Source organism: Pseudoxanthomonas sp. (genome assembly GCF_027498035.1).
In the GTDB taxonomy this organism is placed as follows: Bacteria; Pseudomonadota; Gammaproteobacteria; order Xanthomonadales; family Xanthomonadaceae; genus Pseudoxanthomonas_A.
Window position 1 is genome coordinate 1,410,511 of sequence record NZ_CP114978.1, and the last position, 22,869, is coordinate 1,433,379.

18 protein-coding genes and 2 pseudogenes are annotated in these 22,869 nt (G+C 66.5%); 6 read left to right on the forward strand and 14 right to left on the reverse strand.

Annotated features, from left to right (window positions below; translation table 11 throughout):
- Window positions 1–17 precede the first annotated feature (17 nt).
- The 4 genes from O8I58_RS06195 to O8I58_RS06210 form a co-directional block, all read right to left on the reverse strand.
- Window positions 18–2,024: a M1 family metallopeptidase gene (locus O8I58_RS06195; protein WP_298321530.1), complete on the reverse strand. Its 2,007-nt coding sequence runs from the start codon at window positions 2,022–2,024 to the stop codon at window positions 18–20.
- Between the two features lie 369 nt (window positions 2,025–2,393).
- The gene (locus O8I58_RS06200; protein WP_298321531.1) at window positions 2,394–3,335 is read right to left on the reverse strand and encodes an aspartate carbamoyltransferase catalytic subunit; all 942 of its coding nucleotides are present in this window, start codon (window positions 3,333–3,335) and stop codon (window positions 2,394–2,396) included.
- Between the two features lie 264 nt (window positions 3,336–3,599).
- Entirely contained in the window at window positions 3,600–4,049 is a 450-nt protein-coding gene (gene ruvX, locus O8I58_RS06205; protein WP_298321532.1) for a Holliday junction resolvase RuvX, read from the reverse strand.
- Window positions 4,050–4,140: 91 nt separating this feature from the next.
- Window positions 4,141–4,707, reverse strand: coding sequence for a YqgE/AlgH family protein (locus tag O8I58_RS06210; protein ID WP_298321533.1), 567 nt, complete (start codon window positions 4,705–4,707; stop codon window positions 4,141–4,143).
- Window positions 4,708–4,952: 245 nt separating this feature from the next.
- Here O8I58_RS06210 and O8I58_RS06215 point away from each other — a divergent pair, with 245 nt between their 5' ends.
- Window positions 4,953–7,181, forward strand: a complete 2,229-nt coding sequence (locus O8I58_RS06215) for a TonB-dependent siderophore receptor (RefSeq protein WP_298321534.1) — start codon at window positions 4,953–4,955, stop codon at window positions 7,179–7,181.
- A 100-nt stretch (window positions 7,182–7,281) separates the two neighbouring features.
- Here O8I58_RS06215 and msrA read toward each other — a convergent pair whose 3' ends face one another.
- Both msrA and O8I58_RS06225 read right to left on the reverse strand, forming a co-directional pair.
- The gene (gene msrA / locus O8I58_RS06220; RefSeq protein WP_298321535.1) at window positions 7,282–7,953 is read right to left on the reverse strand and encodes a peptide-methionine (S)-S-oxide reductase MsrA; all 672 of its coding nucleotides are present in this window, start codon (window positions 7,951–7,953) and stop codon (window positions 7,282–7,284) included.
- A gap of 33 nt (window positions 7,954–7,986) precedes the next feature.
- Window positions 7,987–8,253: a putative signal transducing protein gene (locus O8I58_RS06225; protein WP_298321536.1), complete on the reverse strand. Its 267-nt coding sequence runs from the start codon at window positions 8,251–8,253 to the stop codon at window positions 7,987–7,989.
- Window positions 8,254–8,437: 184 nt separating this feature from the next.
- On the opposite strand from O8I58_RS06225, the pseudogene O8I58_RS06230 reads away from it, so the two are divergent.
- The 5 genes and pseudogenes from O8I58_RS06230 to O8I58_RS06250 all read left to right on the forward strand — a co-directional run bounded on the left by O8I58_RS06230 (window position 8,438) and on the right by O8I58_RS06250 (window position 13,306).
- Window positions 8,438–10,214 (forward strand): annotated as a pseudogene (locus O8I58_RS06230) (glutamine--tRNA ligase/YqeY domain fusion protein).
- Window positions 10,214–10,696, forward strand: a complete 483-nt coding sequence (locus O8I58_RS06235) for a hypothetical protein (RefSeq protein WP_298321537.1) — start codon at window positions 10,214–10,216, stop codon at window positions 10,694–10,696. Before O8I58_RS06230 ends, O8I58_RS06235 begins: the two are co-directional and overlap by 1 nt.
- On the forward strand, window positions 10,696–11,259 hold the full coding sequence (locus tag O8I58_RS06240) for a nucleoside deaminase (protein WP_298321538.1): 564 nt from the start codon (window positions 10,696–10,698) through the stop codon (window positions 11,257–11,259). The genes O8I58_RS06235 and O8I58_RS06240 overlap by 1 nt, the downstream gene beginning before the upstream one ends.
- 8 nt (window positions 11,260–11,267) lie before the next feature.
- Window positions 11,268–12,317, forward strand: a complete 1,050-nt coding sequence (gene rlmM, locus O8I58_RS06245; protein ID WP_298321539.1) for a 23S rRNA (cytidine(2498)-2'-O)-methyltransferase RlmM — start codon at window positions 11,268–11,270, stop codon at window positions 12,315–12,317.
- A 269-nt stretch (window positions 12,318–12,586) separates the two neighbouring features.
- Window positions 12,587–13,306, forward strand: coding sequence for a hypothetical protein (locus O8I58_RS06250; RefSeq protein WP_298321540.1), 720 nt, complete (start codon window positions 12,587–12,589; stop codon window positions 13,304–13,306).
- A gap of 144 nt (window positions 13,307–13,450) precedes the next feature.
- Here O8I58_RS06250 and O8I58_RS06255 read toward each other — a convergent pair.
- From O8I58_RS06255 to O8I58_RS06290, 8 genes and pseudogenes are all read right to left on the reverse strand, one after another.
- Window positions 13,451–14,630, reverse strand: a pseudogene (locus O8I58_RS06255) (UbiH/UbiF family hydroxylase).
- Window positions 14,627–15,835, reverse strand: coding sequence for a 2-octaprenyl-6-methoxyphenyl hydroxylase (gene ubiH / locus O8I58_RS06260; RefSeq protein WP_298321541.1), 1,209 nt, complete (start codon window positions 15,833–15,835; stop codon window positions 14,627–14,629). Before ubiH ends, O8I58_RS06255 begins: the two are co-directional and overlap by 4 nt.
- A 53-nt stretch (window positions 15,836–15,888) precedes the next feature.
- Window positions 15,889–16,308: a type IV pilin protein gene (locus O8I58_RS06265; protein WP_298321542.1), complete on the reverse strand. Its 420-nt coding sequence runs from the start codon at window positions 16,306–16,308 to the stop codon at window positions 15,889–15,891.
- 2 nt (window positions 16,309–16,310) lie between these two features.
- The gene (locus tag O8I58_RS06270) at window positions 16,311–20,327 is read right to left on the reverse strand and encodes a pilus assembly protein (protein ID WP_298321543.1); all 4,017 of its coding nucleotides are present in this window, start codon (window positions 20,325–20,327) and stop codon (window positions 16,311–16,313) included.
- A complete protein-coding gene (locus tag O8I58_RS06275; RefSeq protein ID WP_298321544.1) occupies window positions 20,324–20,860 on the reverse strand; it encodes a pilus assembly PilX family protein in 537 nt (178 codons plus the stop codon). The genes O8I58_RS06270 and O8I58_RS06275 overlap by 4 nt, the downstream gene beginning before the upstream one ends.
- The gene (locus O8I58_RS06280) at window positions 20,857–21,780 is read right to left on the reverse strand and encodes a PilW family protein (protein ID WP_298321545.1); all 924 of its coding nucleotides are present in this window, start codon (window positions 21,778–21,780) and stop codon (window positions 20,857–20,859) included. Before O8I58_RS06280 ends, O8I58_RS06275 begins: the two co-directional genes overlap by 4 nt.
- The gene (pilV, locus tag O8I58_RS06285) at window positions 21,777–22,256 is read right to left on the reverse strand and encodes a type IV pilus modification protein PilV (protein ID WP_298321546.1); all 480 of its coding nucleotides are present in this window, start codon (window positions 22,254–22,256) and stop codon (window positions 21,777–21,779) included. Before pilV ends, O8I58_RS06280 begins: the two co-directional genes overlap by 4 nt.
- On the reverse strand, window positions 22,249–22,758 hold the full coding sequence (locus O8I58_RS06290; protein WP_298322798.1) for a GspH/FimT family pseudopilin: 510 nt from the start codon (window positions 22,756–22,758) through the stop codon (window positions 22,249–22,251). The genes pilV and O8I58_RS06290 overlap by 8 nt, the downstream gene beginning before the upstream one ends.
- Between the last annotated feature and the right edge of the window lie 111 nt (window positions 22,759–22,869).

Below are 22,869 nucleotides of genomic sequence, written 5' to 3' on the forward strand. Positions count from 1 at the left end.
ATCCGCCTTCCGATTCATCAACCGCCAATGCTGGCCGTGTTGTTGCCGCGGTCCGCATCAGGCAGCTTGTGGTCCGGGTCCAGCGTCACCCTGGCCACCGGTTTGGTGGTCGGGAATGCGACTTCCGGGGCGCTGCGCTGGATCCAGGCCTCCACCGGGATGCGGCGGTCGTCGTGGCTGCCGTCGGTGTAGTCGATGCGCAGGGTCGCCGGCATCACCATCTTCTGCCGGCTTTCCAGCGCGACCACGATGCCGGTGTGGCTATCGTCGGCATAGCGGGCCGAGCTGATGCCCATGTCCAGCTGCCAGTTGTTGAAGTACCAGGCGCGCCACCACCACGACAGGTCCTCGCCGGATTCGCTTTCCATGAAGCGGAAGAAGTCCGACGGGTCAGGGTGCTTGTAGGCCCAGGTGGCGATGTACTTGCGGAACGCCGGGTCGAAGCGCGCCGGCCCCAGGATCTGCTCGCGCAGCAGCACCAGGCCCAGCGCGCCCTTGAAGTAGGTCACCGGGTGGCGGTACTTCTCGCTGGTGCCATCGGCGATATGCATCAGCGTCGGCGCGTCGGTATCGGCCAGCACCGGCAGGATTTCATCGACCGGGTTTCCGCCCTTCGGCGCATACTCGCCATCACGCTTGGGACCGTATTCGCCGTTGTTGAACGCATCGGAGGCATACACGTCGATGAAGGTGTTGAAGCCTTCATCCATGAACGCATGGCGGCGCTCGTTGGAGCCGACGATCATCGGGAACCAGCTGTGGCCGATCTCGTGCGCGGTGATCCAGAACAGCTTGTCCTTGTCGTCCTCGAAACCGTCGAACACGATGCCCGGGTATTCCATGCCGGCGCCGTGGCCGCCCAGGTTGACCGCCACCGGCCATGGGTACGGATACCACTTGGACGAGAAGTGCTCGATGGCCCCCTTCAGGTATTCGGTGGAGCGGTCCCACTTGTCCGGGCCGACGCCTTCGGCCGCGTACACCGACATGGCCAGCGACTGCTTGCCTTCCGGCAGGTTGATGCGCGCGGCGTCCCACACGAACGCCGGCGAGGCGGCGAACGCCACGTCACGCGAGTGCTCCATGTGGAAATGCCAGGTCTGCGTGCCAGCCTGCCTGGGTCGCGTGGCGGCCTGGCCGACTTCCTCCGGACGGACGATGTAGACGGTCTTGTCGCTGCCACGCGCCTGCTGCAGGCGCTGCTGCTGCTGGGCGGTGAGCACCTCCTTCGGGTTGGTCAGCTCACCCGAGCCGGCCACGACGTAGTTCCACGGCACGGTCACGGCATAGTCGAAGCTGCCGTATTCCAGGTAGAACTCCGAGCCCAGGTAAGGCTGCGTATCCCAGCCACGCAGGTCGTCGTACACCGCCATGCGTGGATACCACTGGGCGATTTCGTAGATGTCGCCGTTCCTGGTCGGCGTGACAGCGGTGCGCCCGCCCCAGGTACCAGGCACGGTGTAGCGATAGGTCACATGCAGCTTGATGCTGCCATCAACGGCCTTGACCGCAGTGGGCAGGTCCACGCGCATGCGCGTGTCGTCCACCAGGAAATCAGCCTTGCTGCGCTTGCCGCCCTGCTCCACCTCCACGCTGGCGATGGTGATGCCATCGTTGTACTGCGGCGTGCGGCCCGGGCGCGGCGAACGCGCCGAGGCGGCGCGCGAATCGGCGCGATAGATGTTCTGGTCCAGCTGCAGCCACAGCACGTCCAGGGCATCGGGACTGTGGTTGGTGTAGCTGATGGTCGCTTCGCCGGTCAGCGTGTGGGTGGCCGGGTCGATGGTGGCATGCAGGTCGTAATCGGCGCGGTTCTGCCAGAACAGCGGACCGGGCTTGCCGGCGCCATCGCGGATGGCCGTGGCTGGCACAGGCAGCTGCAGCGGCGCGAAGAACGCGATGGGATTGAAGGCTGCATCCTGCGCCGCCACGGGCGGCGTGGCCGGCGCTGCAATGGCCGTGCAGGCCAGCGATGAGAACAGCAGGGCCGAGCCGCGCAGGCTCCGGCGATGGAACGGCTTCATGGGCGCAGGGACTCCAATGCGACGAGGGGACCTGAATCCTACCTTGCAGGATGGTCAGCGCATGGGCCGTTTGGGCTAGTTTTCGCTTCCTTATGCGCTTTCAAGCGGACGCAAGGCTTTCGTGCGGCATCGCTGTGGGACGAGGGATTTTCTACGAGGCATCCCTGTCCCGTAGAAAACGACGTACATCCATGTGCGGCGCCCTTCAGGCCTGACTTTCACCCTTCCGCTGTGCCTCAAGGGGATTTGAAAGCAGGAGCCGAAAGCAGCGGAGCAAGCTCCGCTCTACAAGAGCGACATCACGACCATCTGACAGGACACATGAACCGTAGAGCCGAGCTTGCTCGGCTGCTGTTGCTCAGGCTTTGCTCAGCCCAGCAACATCTCCAGCACCGCCATGCGAACGGCGACGCCGTTGCCCACCTGGCGCAGGATCAGCGATTGCGGGCCATCGGCCACTTCGTCGGTGATTTCCACACCGCGATTGATCGGCCCCGGGTGCAGCACGACCGCATCGGGCGCGGCCTGCTTCAGGCGCTCGGCGGTCAGGCCGTAGTCGCGGTGGTAGTCCTCCAGCGAGGTCACCAGGCCTTCCTCCATGCGCTCGCGCTGCAGGCGCAGCATCATCAGCACGTCGGCGCCCTTGAGCGCGGCGTCGAAATCACCGGTGGTCTTGCAGCCAGCGCTGATCTCCGCTTCCGGCAGCAGGCTGTCCGGAGCGCACAGGGTCACGTCGGTGGCCCCCAGCGTGCGCAGCGCCTGCAGGTCCGAGCGGGCCACGCGCGAATGCTTGATGTCGCCGACCATCACGATCTTCAACCGGGAAAAGTCCGCGCCCTTGGCCTGGCGGATGGACAGCATGTCGAGCAGCCCCTGGGTGGGGTGCGAGGCACGGCCGTCACCGGCATTGATGACGGTGGTGCCTTCATGCGCATGCCGCGCCAGCATCTGCGCGGCGCCATCATCGGGGTGGCGCACGACGAAACCACGCACGCCCATCGCCTCCAGGTTGCGCAGCGTGTCCAGCGCGGTCTCGCCCTTGCGCGCGGACGAGGTGGACGCATCGAAATTGACCACGTCCCCACCCAGCCGCTGGGCAGCGATCTGGAACGAACTGCGGGTGCGCGTGGAGGGCTCGAAGAACAGCGTGCACACGGTGCGACCGACCAGGGTATTGCGCTTCTGGGTGCGCCCCAGCGCAGTGTCGCGGATGGCGCCGGCGCGATCCAGGATGCGGCACAGCGTCTCTTTCGGCAGGCCATCCAGGGTCAGCAGGTGCAACAGGCGGCCGTCGGAATCCAGTTGGGTCATGGTGTGCTCGTGGGGTGGCGGTGGGCGGCAGCCCGGTCTGGGGCAGGCGCGGAGTTGGAATTTTGAATGCGCGTGTTGAAAGAGGGCTGGAGGTCCAGGGCCATGGGGTTCGACGAACCCTCGTCCCGAACCTGCAGTTGCAGGTTCACTTCGCGCCACCTCGCTGCGCGCCCCTGCGTCGGCAAGCACGCCGACGCGCTCGGCATCGCGCGAACCCGTGGCTCGCAAACGCGCTCCCTCCCCCAAAACGGAGAAGGGAACGGGTCACTCGACATGCGTGGCGTCATGCGGCGCGGCCAGCCAGCGTTCGACGATGACCGCGGCGGCCACCGCATCCAGCGCGGCGGCATCACGCTTGCGCTTGCGGCCCTGCGCGCGGTCCACGGCAAAACGCTGTGCGGCTTCGACCGAACTGGAGCGCTCGTCCACCAGCACCACCGGCAGCTTGTAGCGCAGGCGCAGTTCGCGGGCGAAGGCGTGGGCGCGCTTGCGGATCGGCTGGTCGCCGCCGTCCAGGGTCAGCGGGTCGCCGACCACCAGGCCGTCGGGACGCCATTCGGCGCGCAGCTTGTCCAGCGCGGCCCAGTCCGGGCCGCTGGGGTGCACATCGACCACGGCCAGCGCGCGGGCGCCGGTGCCGAAGGCACTGCCCACTGCCACGCCGATCCGGCGCGATCCCACGTCGAAACCCAGCACGGTGCCATCGAGCTTCATCGGCAGGCTCCGGGCAACGGGACATGGGGGCAATGCGCCATCTGCGGACGGCGCCAGGCGCGGACGAGGAGGCGGATCCCGGCACGGTCCATCATGCGTGCCCGCTGTAGTCGGTCAGGCGGGTCATGTCCACGCCGATCAGGCCGCCGGCAGCCTGCCAGCGCTGCTCCAGCGGCGTGTCGAACAGCAACTCGCCATCGGCCGGCGCGGTCAGCCAGCTGTTCTCGCCCAGTTCGAATTCCAGCTGGCCCGCACCCCAGCCAGCGCAGCCCAGCGCGACCACCGCATTGGCCGGCCCGCCGCCCCCGGCCATGGCTTCGAGGATGTCGCGCGAGGTGGTCAGGTACAGCCCGGCACCGATCTGCAGGGTCGAATCCCAGGCATCGCCCCCGTCATGCAGGACGAAGCCGCGCTCGGGGTGGACCGGCCCGCCGTACAGCACCACGCGTCGGCGCAGCGCCTCGTCGGCGGTCTTCAGGTTCATCTGCTGCAGCACCTCGCCCAGCGTGTACTCGGACGCGCGATTGACCACCACGCCCATGGCGCCATCGCCATCGTGCTGGCAGATCAGCGCGACGGAGCGCGAAAAATGCGGATCGTCCAACGCAGGCAGCGCGATGAGCAGCTGGTTGGCCAGGTTGTCGGGCAGCGCGGACATGGGTGCATTCTAGCCCGAGGGCCGCCGTCGGCTCCCGATCGGCGGCCGCAGCTGCTCCTGCTTGCCATCGCTTGCCGCCAGCGCCACCGTCTCCAACATTTTGGGGCTTGCCCTGCACCAAAGCGGCCCATACCCTTTGTCGCCCGGAAGCCGAGCGTTGCGCTCCGCCCCGGATCTCATCGCCCCCAGCCAAGCCCTTCGGGCCCAGCCCTGCGCGTCAATCTTCATCCACAGGGCCTATCGCCATGTCTTTGTCCTTGCACACCGTTCCGTGCGGCGTTCTGCCGCGTTTTTCCGCACTTGCCGTCGCCTGCCTGCTGGGCTGCACCGCGTTGTCCGCCGGTGCCCAGGAAAGCACCAGCACCACGACCGACGCCACCACGATGGATGCCGTCCGCGTCAATGCGTACCGCACCAGCACCAGTACCAGCAGCGCGACCAAGACCAATACCGTCGTGGCCGAAACGCCGCAATCGGTCTCGGTGATCGCGCGCGATGAAATGGATGCGCGCAACACCCAGACCCTCAACGACGTGATGCGCTACGTGGCCGGCGTCAGCCTGGAAAGCACCGGCATCGACAACCGCGTCGACGACTTCCGCATCCGTGGCTTCGACGCAGGCAGCTGGAGCGACAACGTCACCCTGGACGGCATGCGCGCGCCGCAGGGCAGCCAGTGGAACCGCAGCTCGTTCGACACCTGGAACCTGGAGCGCGTCGAAGTCCTCAAGGGTCCTTCGGCAGTGATGTACGGCCAGGTGGCACCGGGCGGCATGGTCAATCAGGTCAGCAAGCTGCCACAGCCGCACCAGAAGCAGCAGCTGCGCGTCGGCGTGGACGCCAACGGCCAGGCCAGCACCGCCTTCGACCTGGGCACTGGCAGCACCGACGACACGCACCTGTTCCGGCTGGTTGGCCTGTACCGCGATGGCCAGACCCAGATCGACCAGGTCGACCAGAAACGCTGGTTCCTGGCGCCCAGCTACACCTGGCAGGTCAGCGATGACACGCGCCTGACCTTGCTGGGCATGTACCAGAAGGACACCGGTGGCTCGACCTACCAGTTCCTGCCCATGAGCGGCACGCTCAATGCCACCCAGTACGGCCGGATGAAGAACACCACCTTCATCGGCGACCCGGACTGGAACACCTACGACCGCACCCAGTGGAACGCAGGCTGGTTGTTCGAACACGCCTTCAACGAACACTGGACGCTGTCCCAGAGCGCACGCCACACGCACGTGGATTCGCTGTTCCGCTCGGTCATCATCAGTGGCGCCCTGAACAGCGACGGCCGCACCCAGGCCCGGCGAGCAACCTGGGGCACCGGCGACTCGGACGGCAACACGGTCGATACGCATCTGAAGGGCCAGTTCGATACCGGCGCGATCGCCCACACCGTGCTGGTCGGGGTGGACTACCAGAAGGCCGACTGGGATGGCCAGCGCGGCACGATGGCGAACCCGGCCTCGATCGACATCTTCAACCCGGTCTACACCAGCTACACCCCGGTGACCACCGCCATCGCCCTGTCCGAGGGCACGGACACCCAGACTGGCGTCTATGCCCAGGACCAGCTGGCGCTGGACAAGTGGCGCCTCAGCTTCGGTGGCCGCTACGACTGGACCAAGGACACCAGTTCCACGGCCACCTACACCGTGGCCAGCGACACCACCACGGCCTGGACCCGCACCAGCGTCAAGGACGAAGCCTTCACCGGCCGTGCCGGCCTGCTGTACGTGGCCGACAACGGATTCACTCCGTACGTCAGCTACTCCGAGTCGTTCCAGCCTTCGATCACCGACATCAACCTGAGCTACACCCAGACGCAGTTCAAGCCGATCACGGGCAAGCAGTGGGAAGCCGGGGTCAAGTACCAGCCAACCAGCTTCGATGGCCTGATCACCCTGTCGGCCTATGACCTGCGCCAGCAGAACATCCTCAGCGACGACCCGGATGCGACCCACAACACCTGCGGATCGACGGGCGTGAAGCAATGCCAGGTGCAGAACGGCGAAGGCCGCGTGCGCGGCGTGGAGCTGGAAGGCCGGATCACCCCGATCACCGGCTTCAGCCTGATCGGTGCGGTGTCGCGCATGGATTCGGAAATGCTCGCCAGCGACGACGGCTACGCGGGAAATCAGCTGGCCCAGGTGCCGGACTGGACCGCATCGGCCTGGGCGGATTACACCTTCCAGACCGGCAGCCTGTCCGGCCTGAGCCTGGCCGCCGGCGTGCGCTACACCGGGGTCAGCTACGGCGACAGCGCCAACCTGTACAAGATCCCGTCCTACACACTGTTCGACGCAGCCATCCGTTACGACGTTGGCCGCATTGGTGGCATCGACACCCAGCTCTCGCTCAATGCCAGCAACCTGACCGACAAGGTCTATGTGTCCACCTGCACCGCCGTGGCCGCCTGCCATTACGGCTCGGGCCGCGCCGTCATGGCCAACGCACGCTTCAGCTGGTAAGCCGGCAACGCGTCATCGCACGCGCTGAAAAAGCAACGGGCCGGCAGTTGATCTGCCGGCCCGTTGTCGTTTTGCAGGGATCGCGCGTGCCCTGCGGGCGCTAGGCATCCAGGCCGATGGCGCAGCTCACGCCGGTACCGCCCAGGCCGCAGTAACCGTTGGGGTTCTTGGCCAGGTACTGCTGGTGGTAGTCCTCGGCGAAGTAGAACGGTGGCGCCGGGTAGACGATCTCGGTGGTGATGTCGCCGTAGCCGGCCTCGCGCAGGCGCTGCTGGTAGGCGTCGCGACTGGCGATGGCGGCGTCGTACTGGGCCTGCGTTTCGCAGTAGATGGCCGAGCGGTATTCGGTGCCACGGTCGTTGCCCTGGCCCATGCCCTGGGTCGGGTCGTGGTTTTCCCAGAAGGTGCGCAGGACCTCTTCGCGCGAAACCTGTGCAGGGTCGAACACCACCCGCACCACTTCGGCATGCCCGGTCATGCCGGTGCAGCTTTCCTCGTAGGTCGGATTCGGTGTGATGCCACCCTGGTAGCCGACCGCGGTGGTGTAGACGCCAGGCAGCTGCCAGAACTTGCGCTCGGCCCCCCAGAAACAGCCCATGCCCACATCAAGGGTCTCCATGCCGGGGAAATTCCCCTGGAGCGGATGGCCGTTGACGAAATGCACGTTGTGCAGCGGCTGCGGCTGCGCGCGGCCCGGCAGGGCTTCGCCCTCGCGCGGCAGGCGCTGCTTGAACGCACCAATGCCCAGGCGGGCGGTCAGTTCTTCGAACATGGGAAAACCTCCGGAAAGCAGGGATGCCAGCCGTCAGGCGGGCAACAGGCCCGAATCGGGCAGCTCCTCGTAGGTGGGGTCTGCCGGGCCATCCAGCAAGCCAGCGGCTTGCAGCGCGTCGCGCGCGGCGGGCAAGGCGCTGTCGGGCACGCAGACCCGCAGCACGCCGAACAGCGGCAGCTCGCCGCCGGCACCCAGCAACGATTCGCCGAAGACGAAGGCCGGGATCTCGACATCCTCCAGCACGTGCTTGGCCAGATGGGCGTCGAACAGGTTGTCGGCGCGATAGGCGACTTGCATGGAGGCTCCCGGGAAGCAGTGGGCAATGCGCCGGAGCATACCCGTGCAGGCGCTCAGTGGCCGTGTAAAGCCTGTATCCCGCTGACTTCCAGGCGGAACACGTCCCCAGGCATTGGACACAAGCGGACCGGGCAGGACCGGCCTCGGCTAAACTTGCGGTTTATTTGCCGTCGCCCGCCCGATCATGTCCGAAACGCCTGCCATTCCCGCCGATTCCGCGCCTGAAAAGCGCGCCTCCGACGCCTTGGCGTCGGAGAAAAGGGATTTCATCCGCCAGATCGTGCGCGAGGACCTGGCCCAGGGCCGCCAGCACGCCGTCCGCACGCGCTTCCCGCCCGAGCCCAACGGCTACCTGCACATCGGCCATGCCAAGGCGATCTGCCTGGATTTCGGCATCGCTGCCGAGTTCAACGGGCGCTGCAACCTGCGCTTCGACGACACCAACCCGGCCAAGGAAGACCCCGAGTTCGTTGCCGCCATCCAGGACGACGTGCGCTGGCTGGGCTTCGAGTGGTCCAACCTGCGCCATGCCTCGGACTACTTCGGCGTGTATTACCTGGCCGCGCAGAAGCTGATCCGCGAAGGCAAGGCCTTCGTCTGCGACCTGTCGGCCGAGGAAGTCCGCCAGTACCGCGGCACCCTGACCGAGCCCGGCCGCAACTCGCCTTACCGCGACCGCAGCGTGGAAGAGAACCTGGACCTGTTCGCGCGCATGCGTGCCGGCGAATTCGCCGATGGCGCACGCACCCTGCGCGCCAAGATGGACATGGCCAGCGGCAACATCAACCTGCGCGACCCGGCCCTGTACCGGATCAAGAAGGTCGAGCACCAGAACACCGGCAACGAATGGCCGATCTACCCGATGTACGACTTCGCCCACGCGCTGGGCGATGCCATCGAGGGCATCACCCACTCGCTGTGCACGCTGGAATTCGAAGACCACCGCCCGCTCTACGACTGGTGCGTGGACAACGTGGACCTGGCCGGCGACGCCGCGCTGCTGCAGCCGGTGCTGGACCAGGGCCTGCCGATGGAAGCGGCCAAGCCACGCCAGATCGAGTTCTCGCGCCTCAACATCAACTACACAGTGATGAGCAAGCGCAAGCTGACCACGCTGGTCACCGAACAGCTGGTGGACGGTTGGGACGACCCGCGCATGTACACCCTGCAGGGCCTGCGCCGCCGTGGCTATACGCCGGCGTCCTTGCGCCTGCTGGTGGACCGCGTCGGCATTTCCAAGCAGAACTCGGTGATCGACTTCTCGGTGCTGGAAGGCTGCCTGCGCGACGACCTGGACGCCAGCCGCGCACCGCCGCATGGCCGTGATCGACCCGGTCAAGCTGGTGCTGACCAACCTGCCCGAAGGCTTCGAGGAAACCCTCACCTTCTCCAACCATCCCAAGGACGAAACCCAGGGCACTCGTGAGATCCCGTTCTCGCGCGAACTGTGGATCGAGCGCGAGGACTTCGCCGAAATCCCGCCCAAGGGCTTCAAGCGCCTGGTCACCGGCGGCGAAGTGCGCCTGCGCGGCGCCGGCATCATCCGCTGCGACGAAGTCATCAAGGACGACGCCGGCACCATCACCGAACTGCGCGGCTGGCTGGACCCGGAATCGCGCCCGGGCACGGAAGGCGCCAACCGCAAGGTCAAGGGCACCATCCACTGGGTCAGCGCGAGCCAGGGCGTGGAGGCGGAAATCCGCCTGTACGACCGCCTGTTCTCGGTCGCCAACCCGGACGACGAAACCGACGGCAAGACCTACCAGGACCATCTGAACCCGGACTCCAAGCGCAGTGTGCGCGGCTACGTGGAACCGGCCGCCGCACTGGCCACGCCGGAGCAGTCGTTCCAGTTCGAGCGCACCGGCTATTTCGTCGCCGACCGCCGCGACCACACGTCCGACAAGCCGGTGTTCAACCGCAGCGTGACCCTGCGCGACACCTGGGCGGCACAGGCCTGATGCGCCCGGGCCCGGCCCTGCCGGTCTGGCTGCTGGCAGTGGTACTGCTGGCCGGCTGCGCGGCACCGGCGACCACGCCGGCCACGCAGACGCCGCCTTCGGACACGGTCGCGCCCGCGCCTGACGCCAATCCCGCGCCAGCGCCCGCCACCGGCGCGCCGGCCGAACAGCCGGTCACCGCCGCGCCGTCGCCGACCCCGGTCACGCCGGCCAAGGTCGACACCAGCTGCAAGCGCGACGCCGACTGCGCGGTGAAGAACGTCGGCAGCTGCTGCGGCGAGCTGCCGGCCTGCGTCAACGCCGACAGCCCCACCGATCCGGCCGCCGTCCAGGCGCAGTGCCAGGCCAGCGGCCGCATGGGCATCTGCGGCTTCCGCCAGATCAGCACCTGCCAGTGCCAGGCCGGCACCTGCATGCCCGCCGACGACGGTGCCAACCCACTTTCCCCTACGACGGCGCCCGCGCCGAGACCGGTACGTTGATGCTTTACACCCAGATCCAACTCAGCCTGCCCGACTGGGTCCACCAGGTCGTGGACCACGCCGCGCTTTTCCGCGGCGATGAAGCCAAGGTCGCCCTGGCCATCGAGCTGGCCCGCCTGAATGTCGAACACGGCAGCGGCGGTCCGTTCGGTGCAGCCGTGTTCGGCCCGGACGACCGCATCGTCGCGGTCGGCGTCAACCGCGTGGTGCCACAGAACACCTCGCTGGCCCACGCCGAGAACATGGCCTACATGCTCGCCCAGCAGCGCCTGCAGACCTTCCGCCTCAACGGCGCGCTGGCCAGCCCGGTGACCCTGGCCACTTCCGCCCAGCCGTGCTGCCAGTGCTACGGCGCCACCGTGTGGGCCGGCGTGGACCGGCTGCTGATCGGCGCGCGCGCCGAGGATGTGGAAGCACTGACCGAATTCGACGAAGGTCCGCTGCCTGCCGACTGGGTGGGCGAACTGACCAAGCGCAACATCGAAGTGGTGCGCGACCTGCACCGCGAAGCGGCCTGCGCCGTCCTGGCCGCCTACGGCCAGCGCGGCGGCAGCAAATACTGAACGCGCCCATGCAAGGCGTGCTGGCCTATTGCCGCCAGGGCTTCGAGCCCGAGCTGGCTGCCGAGCTGACCCAGCGCGCGGCCGAGGCCGGTTTCGCCGGCTACGCACGCACCCAGCGCAACGACGGCTACGTGGTGTTCGCCTGCGACGACGCCGACCTGCCGGCCGCATTGCCGTGGCAGCAGCTCGTGTTCGCGCGGCAGAAGCTGGCCCTGGTGACCGAGCTACGCGGGCTGGACCCGTCCGACCGCATCACCCCGATGCTGGCCGCACTGCAAGGCCTGCCGCGTTTCGGCGACCTGTGGGTGGAGCACCCGGATTCAGACGCGGCCAAGCCGCTGGCCGGGCTGGCCCGCAGTTTCGGCAACGCGCTGCGTCCGGCGCTGCGCAAAGCCGGCCTGATGAGCGCCAAGGAAGACACCCGCCTGCCGCGCCTGCACGTGCTGTTCGTCAACGGCGACCACGCCTTCCTGGGCATTGCTGATCCGCAGGACGCCGCGCCGTGGCCGCTGGGCATCCCGCGCCTGCGGCTGCTGCCGGATGCACCGTCGCGTTCGGCCCTGAAGCTGGAAGAAGCGATCCTGGCGCTGCTGCGCCCGGACGAGCGCGAAGCCCTGCTGCGCGCCGGCATGAGCGCCGCCGACCTGGGCGCCGCGCCCGGTGGCTGGACCTGGGTGCTCACCCGCGAACACCTGCGCGTGACCAGCGTCGACAACGGCCCACTGCGCCAGCACGTGCTGGACACCGGCCTGGTCGAACACCTGCGCGCCGACGGTTTCCGCTGGCAGCCTGCGCAATCGCTGGACTGGATGGTCTGCGACATGGTCGAGCAGCCGCGCCGCGTGGCCGAGCGCATGGCCACCTGGCTGCGCGAAGGCTGGTGCCGCCACACCATCTTCAACCTCAAGCTGCCGATGAAGAAGCGCTGGGACGAAACCACCCTGTGCCTGGACATCCTGCATGAGCAGTCCGGCGGACTGCGCACCGTGCGCGCCAAGCAGCTCTACCACGACCGCGAAGAGATCACAGTGTTCGCCTCCAAGGGCGGCAACCGCTGACGTCTCCCGCCTGGGGGAATTTGCGTGGATGAAGCGTCGCCCGGGTAAGCGCACAGCGCACCCGGGGCGCTCGATCCCAATGCGATGGACCGGGATCGGCCACAGACGGTTCCTGATGCAATCACCAACAGCCCCGCGGATGCGGCCTTTGGCCTTATCCGGGCCACGCGCGCCAACGGCTCGATCTTCGATCTAGCGCACAACGCATCTCAACCCCTGCAATCGGGCCGTGCGATCCTGCAGGCCATCGAACGAAAGGCCTGCGCGCCATGCAACCCATCCAACTCAAGGACCCGGCCGGGTTCGCCGAGGAATTCCTGCGGCTGTCGCTGATGCAGGGCTTCGGCTCGCTCAACAAGCGCGACATGGAACTGCTGACCTTCGTGCTGCTGGAGCGCGACGGCGCGATTTCGCGTTCCAGCTCCAATGCCATGGCCGCGCTGCAGCTACGGATCACGCCCACGCGTGTGAAAAGCCTGCGCCGCGATGGCTATGCACGCTGGCGTGCGCTGGTGCCGGAAGAAAGCGACGCGGCGCTGCAGCGGATCGTGGCCACGGTATTGACCGAAGAGAACCTGCGTTCGGGCGCCAAGCACGTGAGCGAACGGGCCAAGAAGGACGGCTTCCTCGCCATCCGCGTCGAACACCCGGACGATGCCCAGCAATTCGAACAAGCCATTCTTGATGTGGGCGCACTGCCGGTCTACGAACGCAACCGCGAAGTGGTCGCGGTGCGCTTCGACACGCTGCTGAAGATCGCCGAGAAGTGGGGCTACCTGCAGCCAGACCCAGCCGCGATCACCCGCGAACTGAAGAAACTGCAACCCACCGCCAGCGAAGTCGCCGACCTGCTGCAGAAAGACCTCAGCAAGCTGCGCTGGGAAGACGCCCGCAACGCCCTCAACAGCCTGGGCGCGAAGGCCATTGCCTCGACCGCCGAGGGCGGCCTGAAGGGACTGCTGAAGCTGGTGTTCCCTTTCCTGCCCTGAGCATTGCCAGGTATCTCGACGCCGCGACGCACCTGTAGAGCGCAGCTTGCTGCGCTGGAGCTTTCCCTCGATCTGTCCGGAGAGCAGCGGAATCCCCAAGATCGGATTGCCACAAGCTCCGCGCTACAAAAACATCGCCTTCGGCTAAAGCCCCGCCGCCCTGCGCCACAGCAGATCAGTCAACGGCGGCAGTTTTCCCGCCAACCCCAGCAACGGACCGCGTGCCAATGTGGTGTGCAGCTCATCGGTGGAAAACAGCCGGTTGATGCCGTCGAAGGTATAGGCGGCAACGGTATTTTCGCTGCGGCGCGTGCGTGCCCAGCGCTGCAGGCGATGCGGCGTATCCCAGTCGGCGCGCCGCGACTGCGCCGCAGCCACCAGCTGTTGCAGGCCAGCCACATCGCGCAGCCCCAGGTTGACGCCCTGCCCGGCCAGCGGATGGACGACGTGCGCGGCATCGCCGATGGCGACCACGCGCCCTTCGACATACTGCTGGGCCAGCTGAAGTTTCAGCGGGAAGGCCGCGCGCGGCGAATCCATCGTGAGTTCGCCCAGGCGCGCACCGAACGCATTGGTGAGTTCACGCGAGAACGCCGCATCGTCCAGCGCCAGCACGCGTGCGGCCTCGGCTTGCGGCAGCGTCCAGACGATGGAGCTGCGGCCTTCGGTGCACGGCAGCACCGCCAGCGGCCCCGTCGGCAGGAACCGCTGCCACGCGGTGTCCTCGTGCGGACGTTCGCTGCGCAGATAGCCGACCACGCCGCGCTGGACGTAGTCATGGCCCTGCACCGGCAGGCCGGCGAGTTGGCGCAAGGTTGAATCCTTGCCGTCTGCGGCGACCACCAGCCGCGCTTCCAGCCGCGCGCCATCGTCCAGGCGCAGGCGGACACCACTGGCGTCCTGTTCCATCCCCTGCACGCGCGCCGGGCACCGCAGCTGCACGCCCGCGGCTGGCAAGGCCGCCCACAGGCGATCGGCCAGCAGCGCGTGTTCGACGATCCAGCCCAACTGCGCACGGCCCATGCGGTCGGCATCGAAGCTCAGCTCGTCGCCGCCCGCCGCATCCCATACGCGCATGCGGCGATAGGCCTGCGAACGCGTGGTCCGCACCGCTTCCCACACGCCCAGCCGCTGCAGCAGCGCGGCGTTGTCTGGGGCGAACGCGTAGACCCGCAGGTCGGGTTGCTGCGCCGACCACGGCGTGGGCGCCTGGCCTTCGACCAGCGTGACGTCCAGGTCCTGCGCGGCCAATCGCCAATGCACAGGCAGCGCCCACCACGCCGCCGCCGACCACGATCACATCGCTGCGTCCACGCCGGCTCACGGTGCGGCCTCGCGGCACAGCGCCGGCACGTCGCCGGCAAAGCCCATCGCGCCGCCGACCAGCATCGACTGCACGCTCTGCAGTTGGCCGGCAGCCAGCAAGCCGGCGCTGCGCAATGGCCGCAGCAGCGGCGCATCGTTGCTGGTCAGGCGCGCCAACCCATCGGAGAAGCGCAGCGTGCGCTCGCGATCCGGCTGGCGCCGGCGCAGGTAGTCGGCCAGCAGCGCGTCGCTGCCAGGGTCATCGTGTTCGACGATCAGCTCGGCCAGGGTCAGCGCATCGCGCAGGCCCAGGTTGAAACCCTGTGCACCCAATGGATGGATGCTCTGCGCGGCGTTGCCCATCAGCACCGCCCGCGGTGCGATCAGGCGTTCGGCCAGCACCTTGATGATCGGATAGGCACTGCGTGGCCCACTGGCGAGGAAGCGCCCGGCACGCCAACCGAACGCCGCCTGCGCATGCGCCAGCCAGGCGGCCTCATCCAGCGCCGCGACGGCCTCGGCCTGCGCCTCCGGCACGCCATGGATCAGGCCATGGTGGCGATCACCGCGTGGCAGCAGCGCGGTCGGGCCGTCGTTGCCGAAGCGCTCCCAGGCCGTGCCGTCCGGCGCGCGCGAGGTCCGTACCCGCGCCACGAACAGGCGCTGGCCGTAATCGTGGCGCTCGGCGCCGATGCCCAGCGCGCCACGCACCATGCTGTTGCTGCCATCGGCACCGACCAGCAGCGGCGTCGTGAGTTCGACCTCGCCTTCCACCGTTCCGACGCGCAGGACGCGCTCGCCACTGCCTGCGGCCGCCAGGTCCAGGAACTTCGCCGGCCGATACCGGGTGAGATGCCTGCAATCGGCCAGCGCATCTTCCAGCGCCATGCCGAAATCACGCGCCACCACCACCTGGCCGAATTCGCTACGCCCGTAGTCCTGCGCCGACAGCAGCACCCGGCCAAAATCCCCGGCCCGGCTGACGTGGATCCGCTGGATCGCCCCGGTCGGATTGCGCAGGCGCTGCATCACGCCCAGCGCGGTCAACGCATTGACCGTCGCGGCCGCAAAACTCAGGTTGCGTTCGTCGAACACCGCCGGCACGTCGCCCAGCGGGGTCGCTTCAATCAGGGCGACATCGCGCCCCAGCCGGTCCAGCGCGATCGCCAGGCTGGCCCCAACCAGGCCGCCGCCGACGATCACCACATCATGTCGTGCACTCATGGCCGACATGATACGACCCCGCGACGAACGCCGCGGTCAGTGCCGCGACAGGCCTACCAACACTGGGCCGGGCTGCTCGCGGCCGTTCCGCTGGCCGTACGCACGCCCTGCTGGTTGATGGTCAGGGTGCCGCACAGCGTGTCGTTCTGCTTGCTGGTCGGCGTGGCCGTGATGGTGAAGGCGCTGGCCGTGGGCGTGCCGCCGCTGACCGTGTAGAACGTCGCCGACACGCCATCGCAGGTCGTCGGCACCGTCGCATCCTTGTAGGACATGTTGGTCGTGTAATAGCGCTCCATGAACTGCGCCCCCTGCTGCAGGCAGGTCACGGCCGCGGCACGGCGGCTCTTGACCATGGCCCAGTTGTAGCTGGCCATGGCGATGGCCGCCAGGATGGCGATGACCGCCACGGTGATCATCAGTTCGATCAGGGTGAAGCCGGTGACACCGGCGCGCATGCGCTGCGTTCTTTTCATGTTCAATCCTCCTGCAGCACTTCGCGCCACGAGGTGCGCGCCGAACTGATCGCCGTGGTGCCTACGCTGGTCAGCGCGCCACTGGAATCGCTGACCACCAGTTTGCCGTTCAGCAGTGCCGCCAGCGAGGCGATGCCGGTGCTGACCGAGACCCCTCCCAGCACCTTGCCATTGCTCGTCGTGTCACCCACGCCATCACCATCCAGGTCGAAATAAGACGACGAACCAGCCGTTCCGGTGAACATGTCCAACGAGAGCTCCCAACTGGTGCCGCTGGAACTGCACCCCGTGGTTTCGCTGGGGATAATGGTGTTGAACACTAGGTACGTCCCGCTGGCCTGTGGCGTGGAGATGATCCGCTCCCCCTGCGCCGTGCCGCCACTGACGACCAGATTGATGTACCAGCCCTTCGTCAACCCGGCACTGTCGTAATCGTTGAAATAACGCTGGGTCGTGGTCACGCCACCACTGGTGGTGCTGATCGCATACATGCTGCGCGAGGTCAGGTCGCCAGGAGTCAGCGTCGTGCTGGTGCTGGAAGTGGTCGCGTCGATGAAGCCGTACAGGGTCTGCACCGAGGTATCGGTGATATCACTGGTCTCCAGATACTTGCCGGTGCCGACGAAGGCCCATGTGGCGCCGGTACTCGGATTTTCCGCAACCAGCACGCCGCTGGTGATGGGCTGCGCCGTGCTTGTCGTGCCGGAGGTATAGGTGGCGGTGAACAGCGGTTCGGAACTGTTGCTCAGGCCCCAGCTGCTGGACGATGTCGAGGACAGGTCGAACTTCCAGACATGTCCACGCAGATCGGATGCGTAGACATAATCGGTCGTGCCGCTGCTGTCGTCGTCCCAGCCCGTCGGTGCATTCAGTCCGTTGGTGGTGGCAGCGGTGGTGCCGCCGACGCCGGTATCGATCTGCTTGATCAACGCGCCGGTCAACGCGTTGTAGATCAACAGCACGGCATGGCCGTTGGTGCTGTTGATGCCGTTGCCAGTGACCAGCGCGGTGACGCCGTTGTTGAGCTTGGCAATGAATGGCTGGCCCAGGATCTTGCCCATGTTGCCAGTCGTGCCGGTGGTTTCGGTCTGTTCCCACAAGACGCTGCTGGCACCGAAGCTGGCCGGCGTGGTGACATCCAGCCCGTACAGGCCCTTGCCGCCGCGACCCAGCGCGCCGACCAGGATGTTCTTGCTGGCGGTCTGCGCGGTGGTGGATACCGTAATCGGGCCGTCGACGAAATACCTGTGCGCATACGTGGTGCTGGCCAGCGAAGCCAGATCCGAACCCACCACCGAAGCAGGTACGTAGGCAAACAACTCCGCGCCCGTCGCCGCGTTGAAGGCGTGCAGCATGCCGTCATTGGCGCCGACGTAGATCGTATTGGTCGCACTCACGTAGGTCGGCGAAGAATCGACGATATCGCCCAGCACCGTGCTGCGATTGCGCAGGGTTCCGCCGTTCAGCAATTCCTTGGTCTGCAGGCCGCGCAGGTAATTGGTCACATCCACCCCGCCCAGCGTGGTCTGCTGCGCCGTGGTCGGAAACGTGGAGCCGGTGCAGGTCCCGTCACTGCCCAGGATTCCGCAGGTATAAATGCCGCGACCGGCGATCGAGGTTGTGCTGGTACCGCTGTACTGGGACGCCAGGGTGTCGGCCGTGGTCCACAGCGGGCTGACGCAACTGCTGTCTGTGGCTGCACAGGCATACAGCTTTCCCGTCCACACACCGGAGACGTAGTTGGAGAAGAACAGCGAGTTGCTGCTACTCGCACTGGTGCTCTGCGAGATCACGTTGGAGAACGACCCCGTTCGCTCGGTCACCGCGGCCAACGCATTGCGCAGACCTGTCGCAAACGCGTCTGGATCATTCGCGGCAACATAGGTGCCATGCCCGTTGACCGCGGCATGCAGCAGGTCGTCGATGGTCGTCGAGGAATTGTTGACCGGTGTCGGCCAGCCGGTGGCGGTCGTGGTGCCCGAGGTGTAGGTCGCGTAGCCCTGTTTCAGCACGCCATACACGCTGGACTCGTTGACCGTACCGCTCAGGCCCAGGCCGATCGTGAAGGTGACCATGTGCTGCCAGAACGCCGGGTCGGGCGTATTGGTCGAGGACAGCGTGGTACTGGTCGGCACGATGTTGGAGAGATCGGTCCGCAGATCGTTCTTCCAGTAGTAATTGGCCACGTCCGCCAGGGTCGGGTAGCTGGCCGAACCGTTTGAGCTGTTCTTGGCCAATCCGCCGATGTAGGGATTTTCAGCCGTGTAACCCGCACTGACGCCGCTGGAACTGGTGTACGTGGTGCCACTGACGCTGTCCGAGTTACCGATCGTGCTGTTGCTGTAGGAATCTTCATTCCAGTAGCCGTCGGTGGTCAGGATGGTGAAATTCTGGCGGCAGGCATACTGGTCGCTTCCGGTTTCTGGGCCATAGGCGCCATTTCCGGACTGCGTCGTGCTGTTGGCGCCCCCGCTCGTGGTCAGGTCACTGAAGTAATAGCCTGCGGTTTGAAGCGCACCTCGCAGCGGAGTGTTGCCGCTGGGCACGGTGGAGAACAACCGGTTGTACCACTGTGTACGGTTATTGAAGGCCGTGGTGCTGCTGTCGCTGCCTGTGTCGGAAAACACGCCGTTGTTGTAGTTGACCGGAATCGGGACGTCCTGAGTCGGCAGGTTGTAGGCGCTCGAATAGGTGGTCTTGCAGGTGCCGGTGCTGCCGTTGCTGTAGCTGGTGCTGCCACCGCAAGCGCCCCTGCTGTTGATGGTGCGATAGCCGACCCGCACCGAGCCGTCCATCTCGGCAAAAGCCGCGCTGGCGCCGGCCTTGGCCGCCTTCGTACGGGTGCGGTAGTAGGAATACCAGGTGGCGTAATTGGCCAGTTCCTCGGCCGTGGTACGGCTGGTATTTGGCAGGGTCGCGCTGCAGTTGCGCCAGCCGTAGGTGGTGGTTCCGGTGCTGGTGTCGCAGCCCCCCGTGGCAGCGGTGCTGACGGTATAGCTGTAGCTCAGCGTGACGCCACTGATGCTGGTGTTGTTGCTGGTCGCATAGATATTGACGTAGTAGACCGAACCAGAGGTCGGGGAACTGACCGAGCAACTGGTGCTGGAGGTGCTACCACTGGCGCTGCAGGCAGCGCCGCTGTTATTGGTGTTGCTCACCGCCGAGCCGCTCTTTGCATACAGCGTGAAACTGCTGTTGTTGGCGCCACTGGCTGTGAAGGTCACCGTGGTCACGTTGGCCGGTATCGCCAACGTGTAAGCCGTCGAGAACGATTTTCCGCTGGCGGTGACACCCGTTTTCAGCGTACCCGAGCTCGTGGTGCTCGGCGTATTGCTGGATGTGTACGTGGCGTACTCGCTGCGGTAGATCGTGCCGCTGGTCAATATCTGATAGCGGTAGTAGTTGGTTGCCAGGCTCAGGTAGCTGTTGGCGGTCTGGGTGGTGTCCTTGGGGACGTAGAAGGTCCTGACACTGCTGGACAGATCGGTCGTGGTGCTGGTGGTGGTGATGGTGCCGCTGCCGGCGGGACCGGTGCCGCTGTAGGGCACGAACATCGTGTCCGCGTAAGCCGCCGAATAGCTGGTACCACCGCTCATCCGATAGGTGGTGGTGCTGTCCGAGGCGGGCAAGGTCCACGGGTAGTACGTGGTAGCCGGGTTGTAGTAGAGCGTATTGCGCGGATAGGCACTGCAGCCCATGTAGCCGATCGCGGTCGAGTTGACGTAGTTGCCGCAGCTCAACGTGCTGGTGGTGACCGAGGTACTGATCGCAGGCACGTCGTCGGGCATGTACTCATAGGACATCGATCCCGAGTCGTCGAGCACGAACAACAGGTTTGGCGCGATGGTCGAGTCCGTGATCAACGGACTGTCGGGGATGGTCAGCCCGGTCACGGTGGTGGCCGCGCCAACCGGCCAGGCGGCGATGGCCACCACCGCCGCGGCAAGCGACAACGGGCACAGCGCCAGCAGTGGGCGCAAGCGGTGCGGGCGGCGGACGTCTTCTTGAGATGCGGTCATTGGGGCGTCACGAAATTGGTCTGCAGCACGACCTGGGCGCGGCCGTCGCCCTCGCTACGCGCGGTCACCCGGTAGCGCAACATCGAGCAGTTGGGATCGACGGAGGAAGACGTGGACTTGGAGGTGTTGCAGTTCGGGCCATAGGCGCCGTCGCCCATGTATTCGGCGATATAGACGGTGCTGATTGCCGCGTCGCGATTGCCGGTGCCGTTGGAGGTCTGCCAGCCGGAAAAGCTGGAGTCCAGCCAGCGGTCGGCCGCACCTGCGACGGGCGTGGCGCAAATGCCGCTGGTGCATCCGCTGTCCGGGATGGTGACGCCGGCGCTGATCTGCGCTTCGGCCTGGCGCAGCGCCGACTCGGCCGCCTGGAACTGCGCGTTCCGGTCGATCATGTTGGCGCTCATGTGTTCCTGCAGACCGGTCGTCCGCAGGGCGGCCAGGCCCAGCAACGTCATGATCAGCAACAGGATCAGGGCCACCACCAGCGACACACCGCGCTGATGCCCGGCGATTGGAAAACGGGGTCGGTTCATCCGTCGCGGTTCCTGAGCGAAATCACATTGACCATCGAGCGGGTCAGGGCCTTGCCGTCGGTGCCGACCTTGGCCGTGCTGGTGATGGTCATGGCCACACGCACCGAAAGCACGGTGCTCCAGCTGGTCACCGCCGAAGCATCCACGTAGGACGCCGCGCCGCTGACCAGATAGGTCATGGTCAAGGCGGACACGCCTTCGGCCACCTCCTCCTGCGCACTCGTCCCGCCGTCTTCGCGCAGGCGGAACAGCGCCGGATTACCCGCAGCATTGGTGCCGACATACCAACGCACCGCATTGAAGCGCGCGACCGCTGCATTGGCCGCAAACGTCATCGTCGTGGGGTGCGTCACCGCCGCGCCCGACACCGTGGTGGCATTGAAGATCATGGAGCGATTGGTGTCACACACCACCATGACGTCGCTGGAGACGAAATTGGCATCGCTACGATTGAGCGTGAACACACTGCCGCTATCGGCGGTGACGGTCGCCACCTCGTCCCCGCCGGAGAACAGGTCCACGGCGGAGGTCCCGCTCAGGCGCGTGCCGGCGCTGGTGCCGAACGCTGGACCGCCACTGCTGAAGGCCGTCGTCGTGGAATACCCCTTGACCGCACTCCCCCAGTCACTCAACTGTCCCCACCACTCCCCGGTCCCGCTGGTCAGCGCATTGGTGACGGCGCGGGTATTGCAGGCATTGCCACCGGCCACGCGCAGATCGCGCGCCAGCAGGTCGTAAGCGGTGCGCATGTTTTCCTGCATGCGGCTCATGGCTTCGCTGCTGCGGTAGATGTTCTGGCTCGACAGGAAGATCCCGATCGCGGCGCCAGTGACCACCAGGCCGATGACCAGCGCGATCATCAGCTCGATCAGGGTGAAACCACCCTGCTTGCCCGACGCGGGCGGACGAAGGCCAGTCACAGCTGCGCGCTCGCACTGATTGAGTACGTGGCATTCCCGGCTGCCACGCCGGTGCCCGACGCATCGGTCGCGTGGCTGTCATCCCAATCCACCTTGACCGTGCAGGCCAGTGGACTCCCCGAGCAGGTGATCGTGCCGCAAGCTGCACTGCCCAGGGACGTCTGCAACGCGCTGATCCAGCTGGACAGGTCGTTGCCGGCCAGGGTGCCGCCGGACGGCGCGGTGCATGTGCGGGAGATCGCGTAGGCGCCTGCCAGGGCACTGGTCCGGTTGGCACGCATGGAATCGAAAATAGTCTGGATCTGCGTGGCGGCCTGGGAGCGCTGCATGGCGCTGCCGTTGTTGCGCAGCGCGGTGGCCTGCATTGCGGCCACGCCCAGCAAGCCGACGCCAAGGATCAGAATGGCGATCAGCACTTCGATCAGGATCTCGCCGCGCGCACTGGCACGCCGCGCCATGCCGTGTGGCCTATTCATTGGCCGGCGCCTCACAGCCGCTGTCGGCGTCACTGGTCACCGAGACGCGGCTGCCGCTGGCAATGCCCACCAGACGGCGGTTCTGCTCCAATCGCGTGTTCGTCATGCACACCGACACGTTGGCGACCAGCAACGAGCTGGTCGCATCGCGCGCCAGGCCGTCGGCACGGAATGTCACGCCATTGTCGTTGCCGGTGATCCGGTCGCTGGCCAGGACCGTCACGGCGGTGTTCACGTCATTGACGCGCAGCACCTCTGCCGTCTTCACGACCTGCACGATCCACTTGGTCCAACTCGTGGCGGCTGTCGCGCAGGAGGCACCGTCGCTGCTGGGGCACAGGATCACGCGCGCATTGCGACGGATCGCCTCGGAGCGCGCCACCTGGAGTGCGGCCACCAACTCGTTGGCCTGTGCGGTCAGCCGGTTGCTCGCCAGCAGCTGGGAAAAGCTCGGCACCGCGATGGCGAGCATGATCGCCAGCACCGCGATCGCCACCATCATTTCGATCAACGTGAAACCTGCGACACCGTTGCCCGGGTACGCCCCGGACCCGCATGGCCTGCGGCGCCGCGCGTCCATCATCCCAGTCACCATCCGGTCCTCTTGCACCAA

Coding starts and splice junctions, on each gene's coding strand:
- O8I58_RS06195 (WP_298321530.1), bottom strand. CDS start 2,024: ATGAAGCCGTTCCATCGCCGGAGCCTGCGCGGCTCGGCCCTGCTGTTC.
- O8I58_RS06200 (WP_298321531.1), bottom strand. CDS start 3,335: ATGACCCAACTGGATTCCGACGGCCGCCTGTTGCACCTGCTGACCCTG.
- ruvX (WP_298321532.1), bottom strand. CDS start 4,049: ATGAAGCTCGATGGCACCGTGCTGGGTTTCGACGTGGGATCGCGCCGG.
- O8I58_RS06210 (WP_298321533.1), bottom strand. CDS start 4,707: ATGTCCGCGCTGCCCGACAACCTGGCCAACCAGCTGCTCATCGCGCTG.
- O8I58_RS06215 (WP_298321534.1), top strand. CDS start 4,953: ATGTCTTTGTCCTTGCACACCGTTCCGTGCGGCGTTCTGCCGCGTTTT.
- msrA (WP_298321535.1), bottom strand. CDS start 7,953: ATGTTCGAAGAACTGACCGCCCGCCTGGGCATTGGTGCGTTCAAGCAG.
- O8I58_RS06225 (WP_298321536.1), bottom strand. CDS start 8,253: ATGCAAGTCGCCTATCGCGCCGACAACCTGTTCGACGCCCATCTGGCC.
- O8I58_RS06235 (WP_298321537.1), top strand. CDS start 10,214: ATGCGCCCGGGCCCGGCCCTGCCGGTCTGGCTGCTGGCAGTGGTACTG.
- O8I58_RS06240 (WP_298321538.1), top strand. CDS start 10,696: ATGCTTTACACCCAGATCCAACTCAGCCTGCCCGACTGGGTCCACCAG.
- rlmM (WP_298321539.1), top strand. CDS start 11,268: ATGCAAGGCGTGCTGGCCTATTGCCGCCAGGGCTTCGAGCCCGAGCTG.
- O8I58_RS06250 (WP_298321540.1), top strand. CDS start 12,587: ATGCAACCCATCCAACTCAAGGACCCGGCCGGGTTCGCCGAGGAATTC.
- ubiH (WP_298321541.1), bottom strand. CDS start 15,835: ATGAGTGCACGACATGATGTGGTGATCGTCGGCGGCGGCCTGGTTGGG.
- O8I58_RS06265 (WP_298321542.1), bottom strand. CDS start 16,308: ATGAAAAGAACGCAGCGCATGCGCGCCGGTGTCACCGGCTTCACCCTG.
- O8I58_RS06270 (WP_298321543.1), bottom strand. CDS start 20,327: ATGACCGCATCTCAAGAAGACGTCCGCCGCCCGCACCGCTTGCGCCCA.
- O8I58_RS06275 (WP_298321544.1), bottom strand. CDS start 20,860: ATGAACCGACCCCGTTTTCCAATCGCCGGGCATCAGCGCGGTGTGTCG.
- pilV (WP_298321546.1), bottom strand. CDS start 22,256: ATGAATAGGCCACACGGCATGGCGCGGCGTGCCAGTGCGCGCGGCGAG.
- O8I58_RS06290 (WP_298322798.1), bottom strand. CDS start 22,758: ATGATGGTGGCGATCGCGGTGCTGGCGATCATGCTCGCCATCGCGGTG.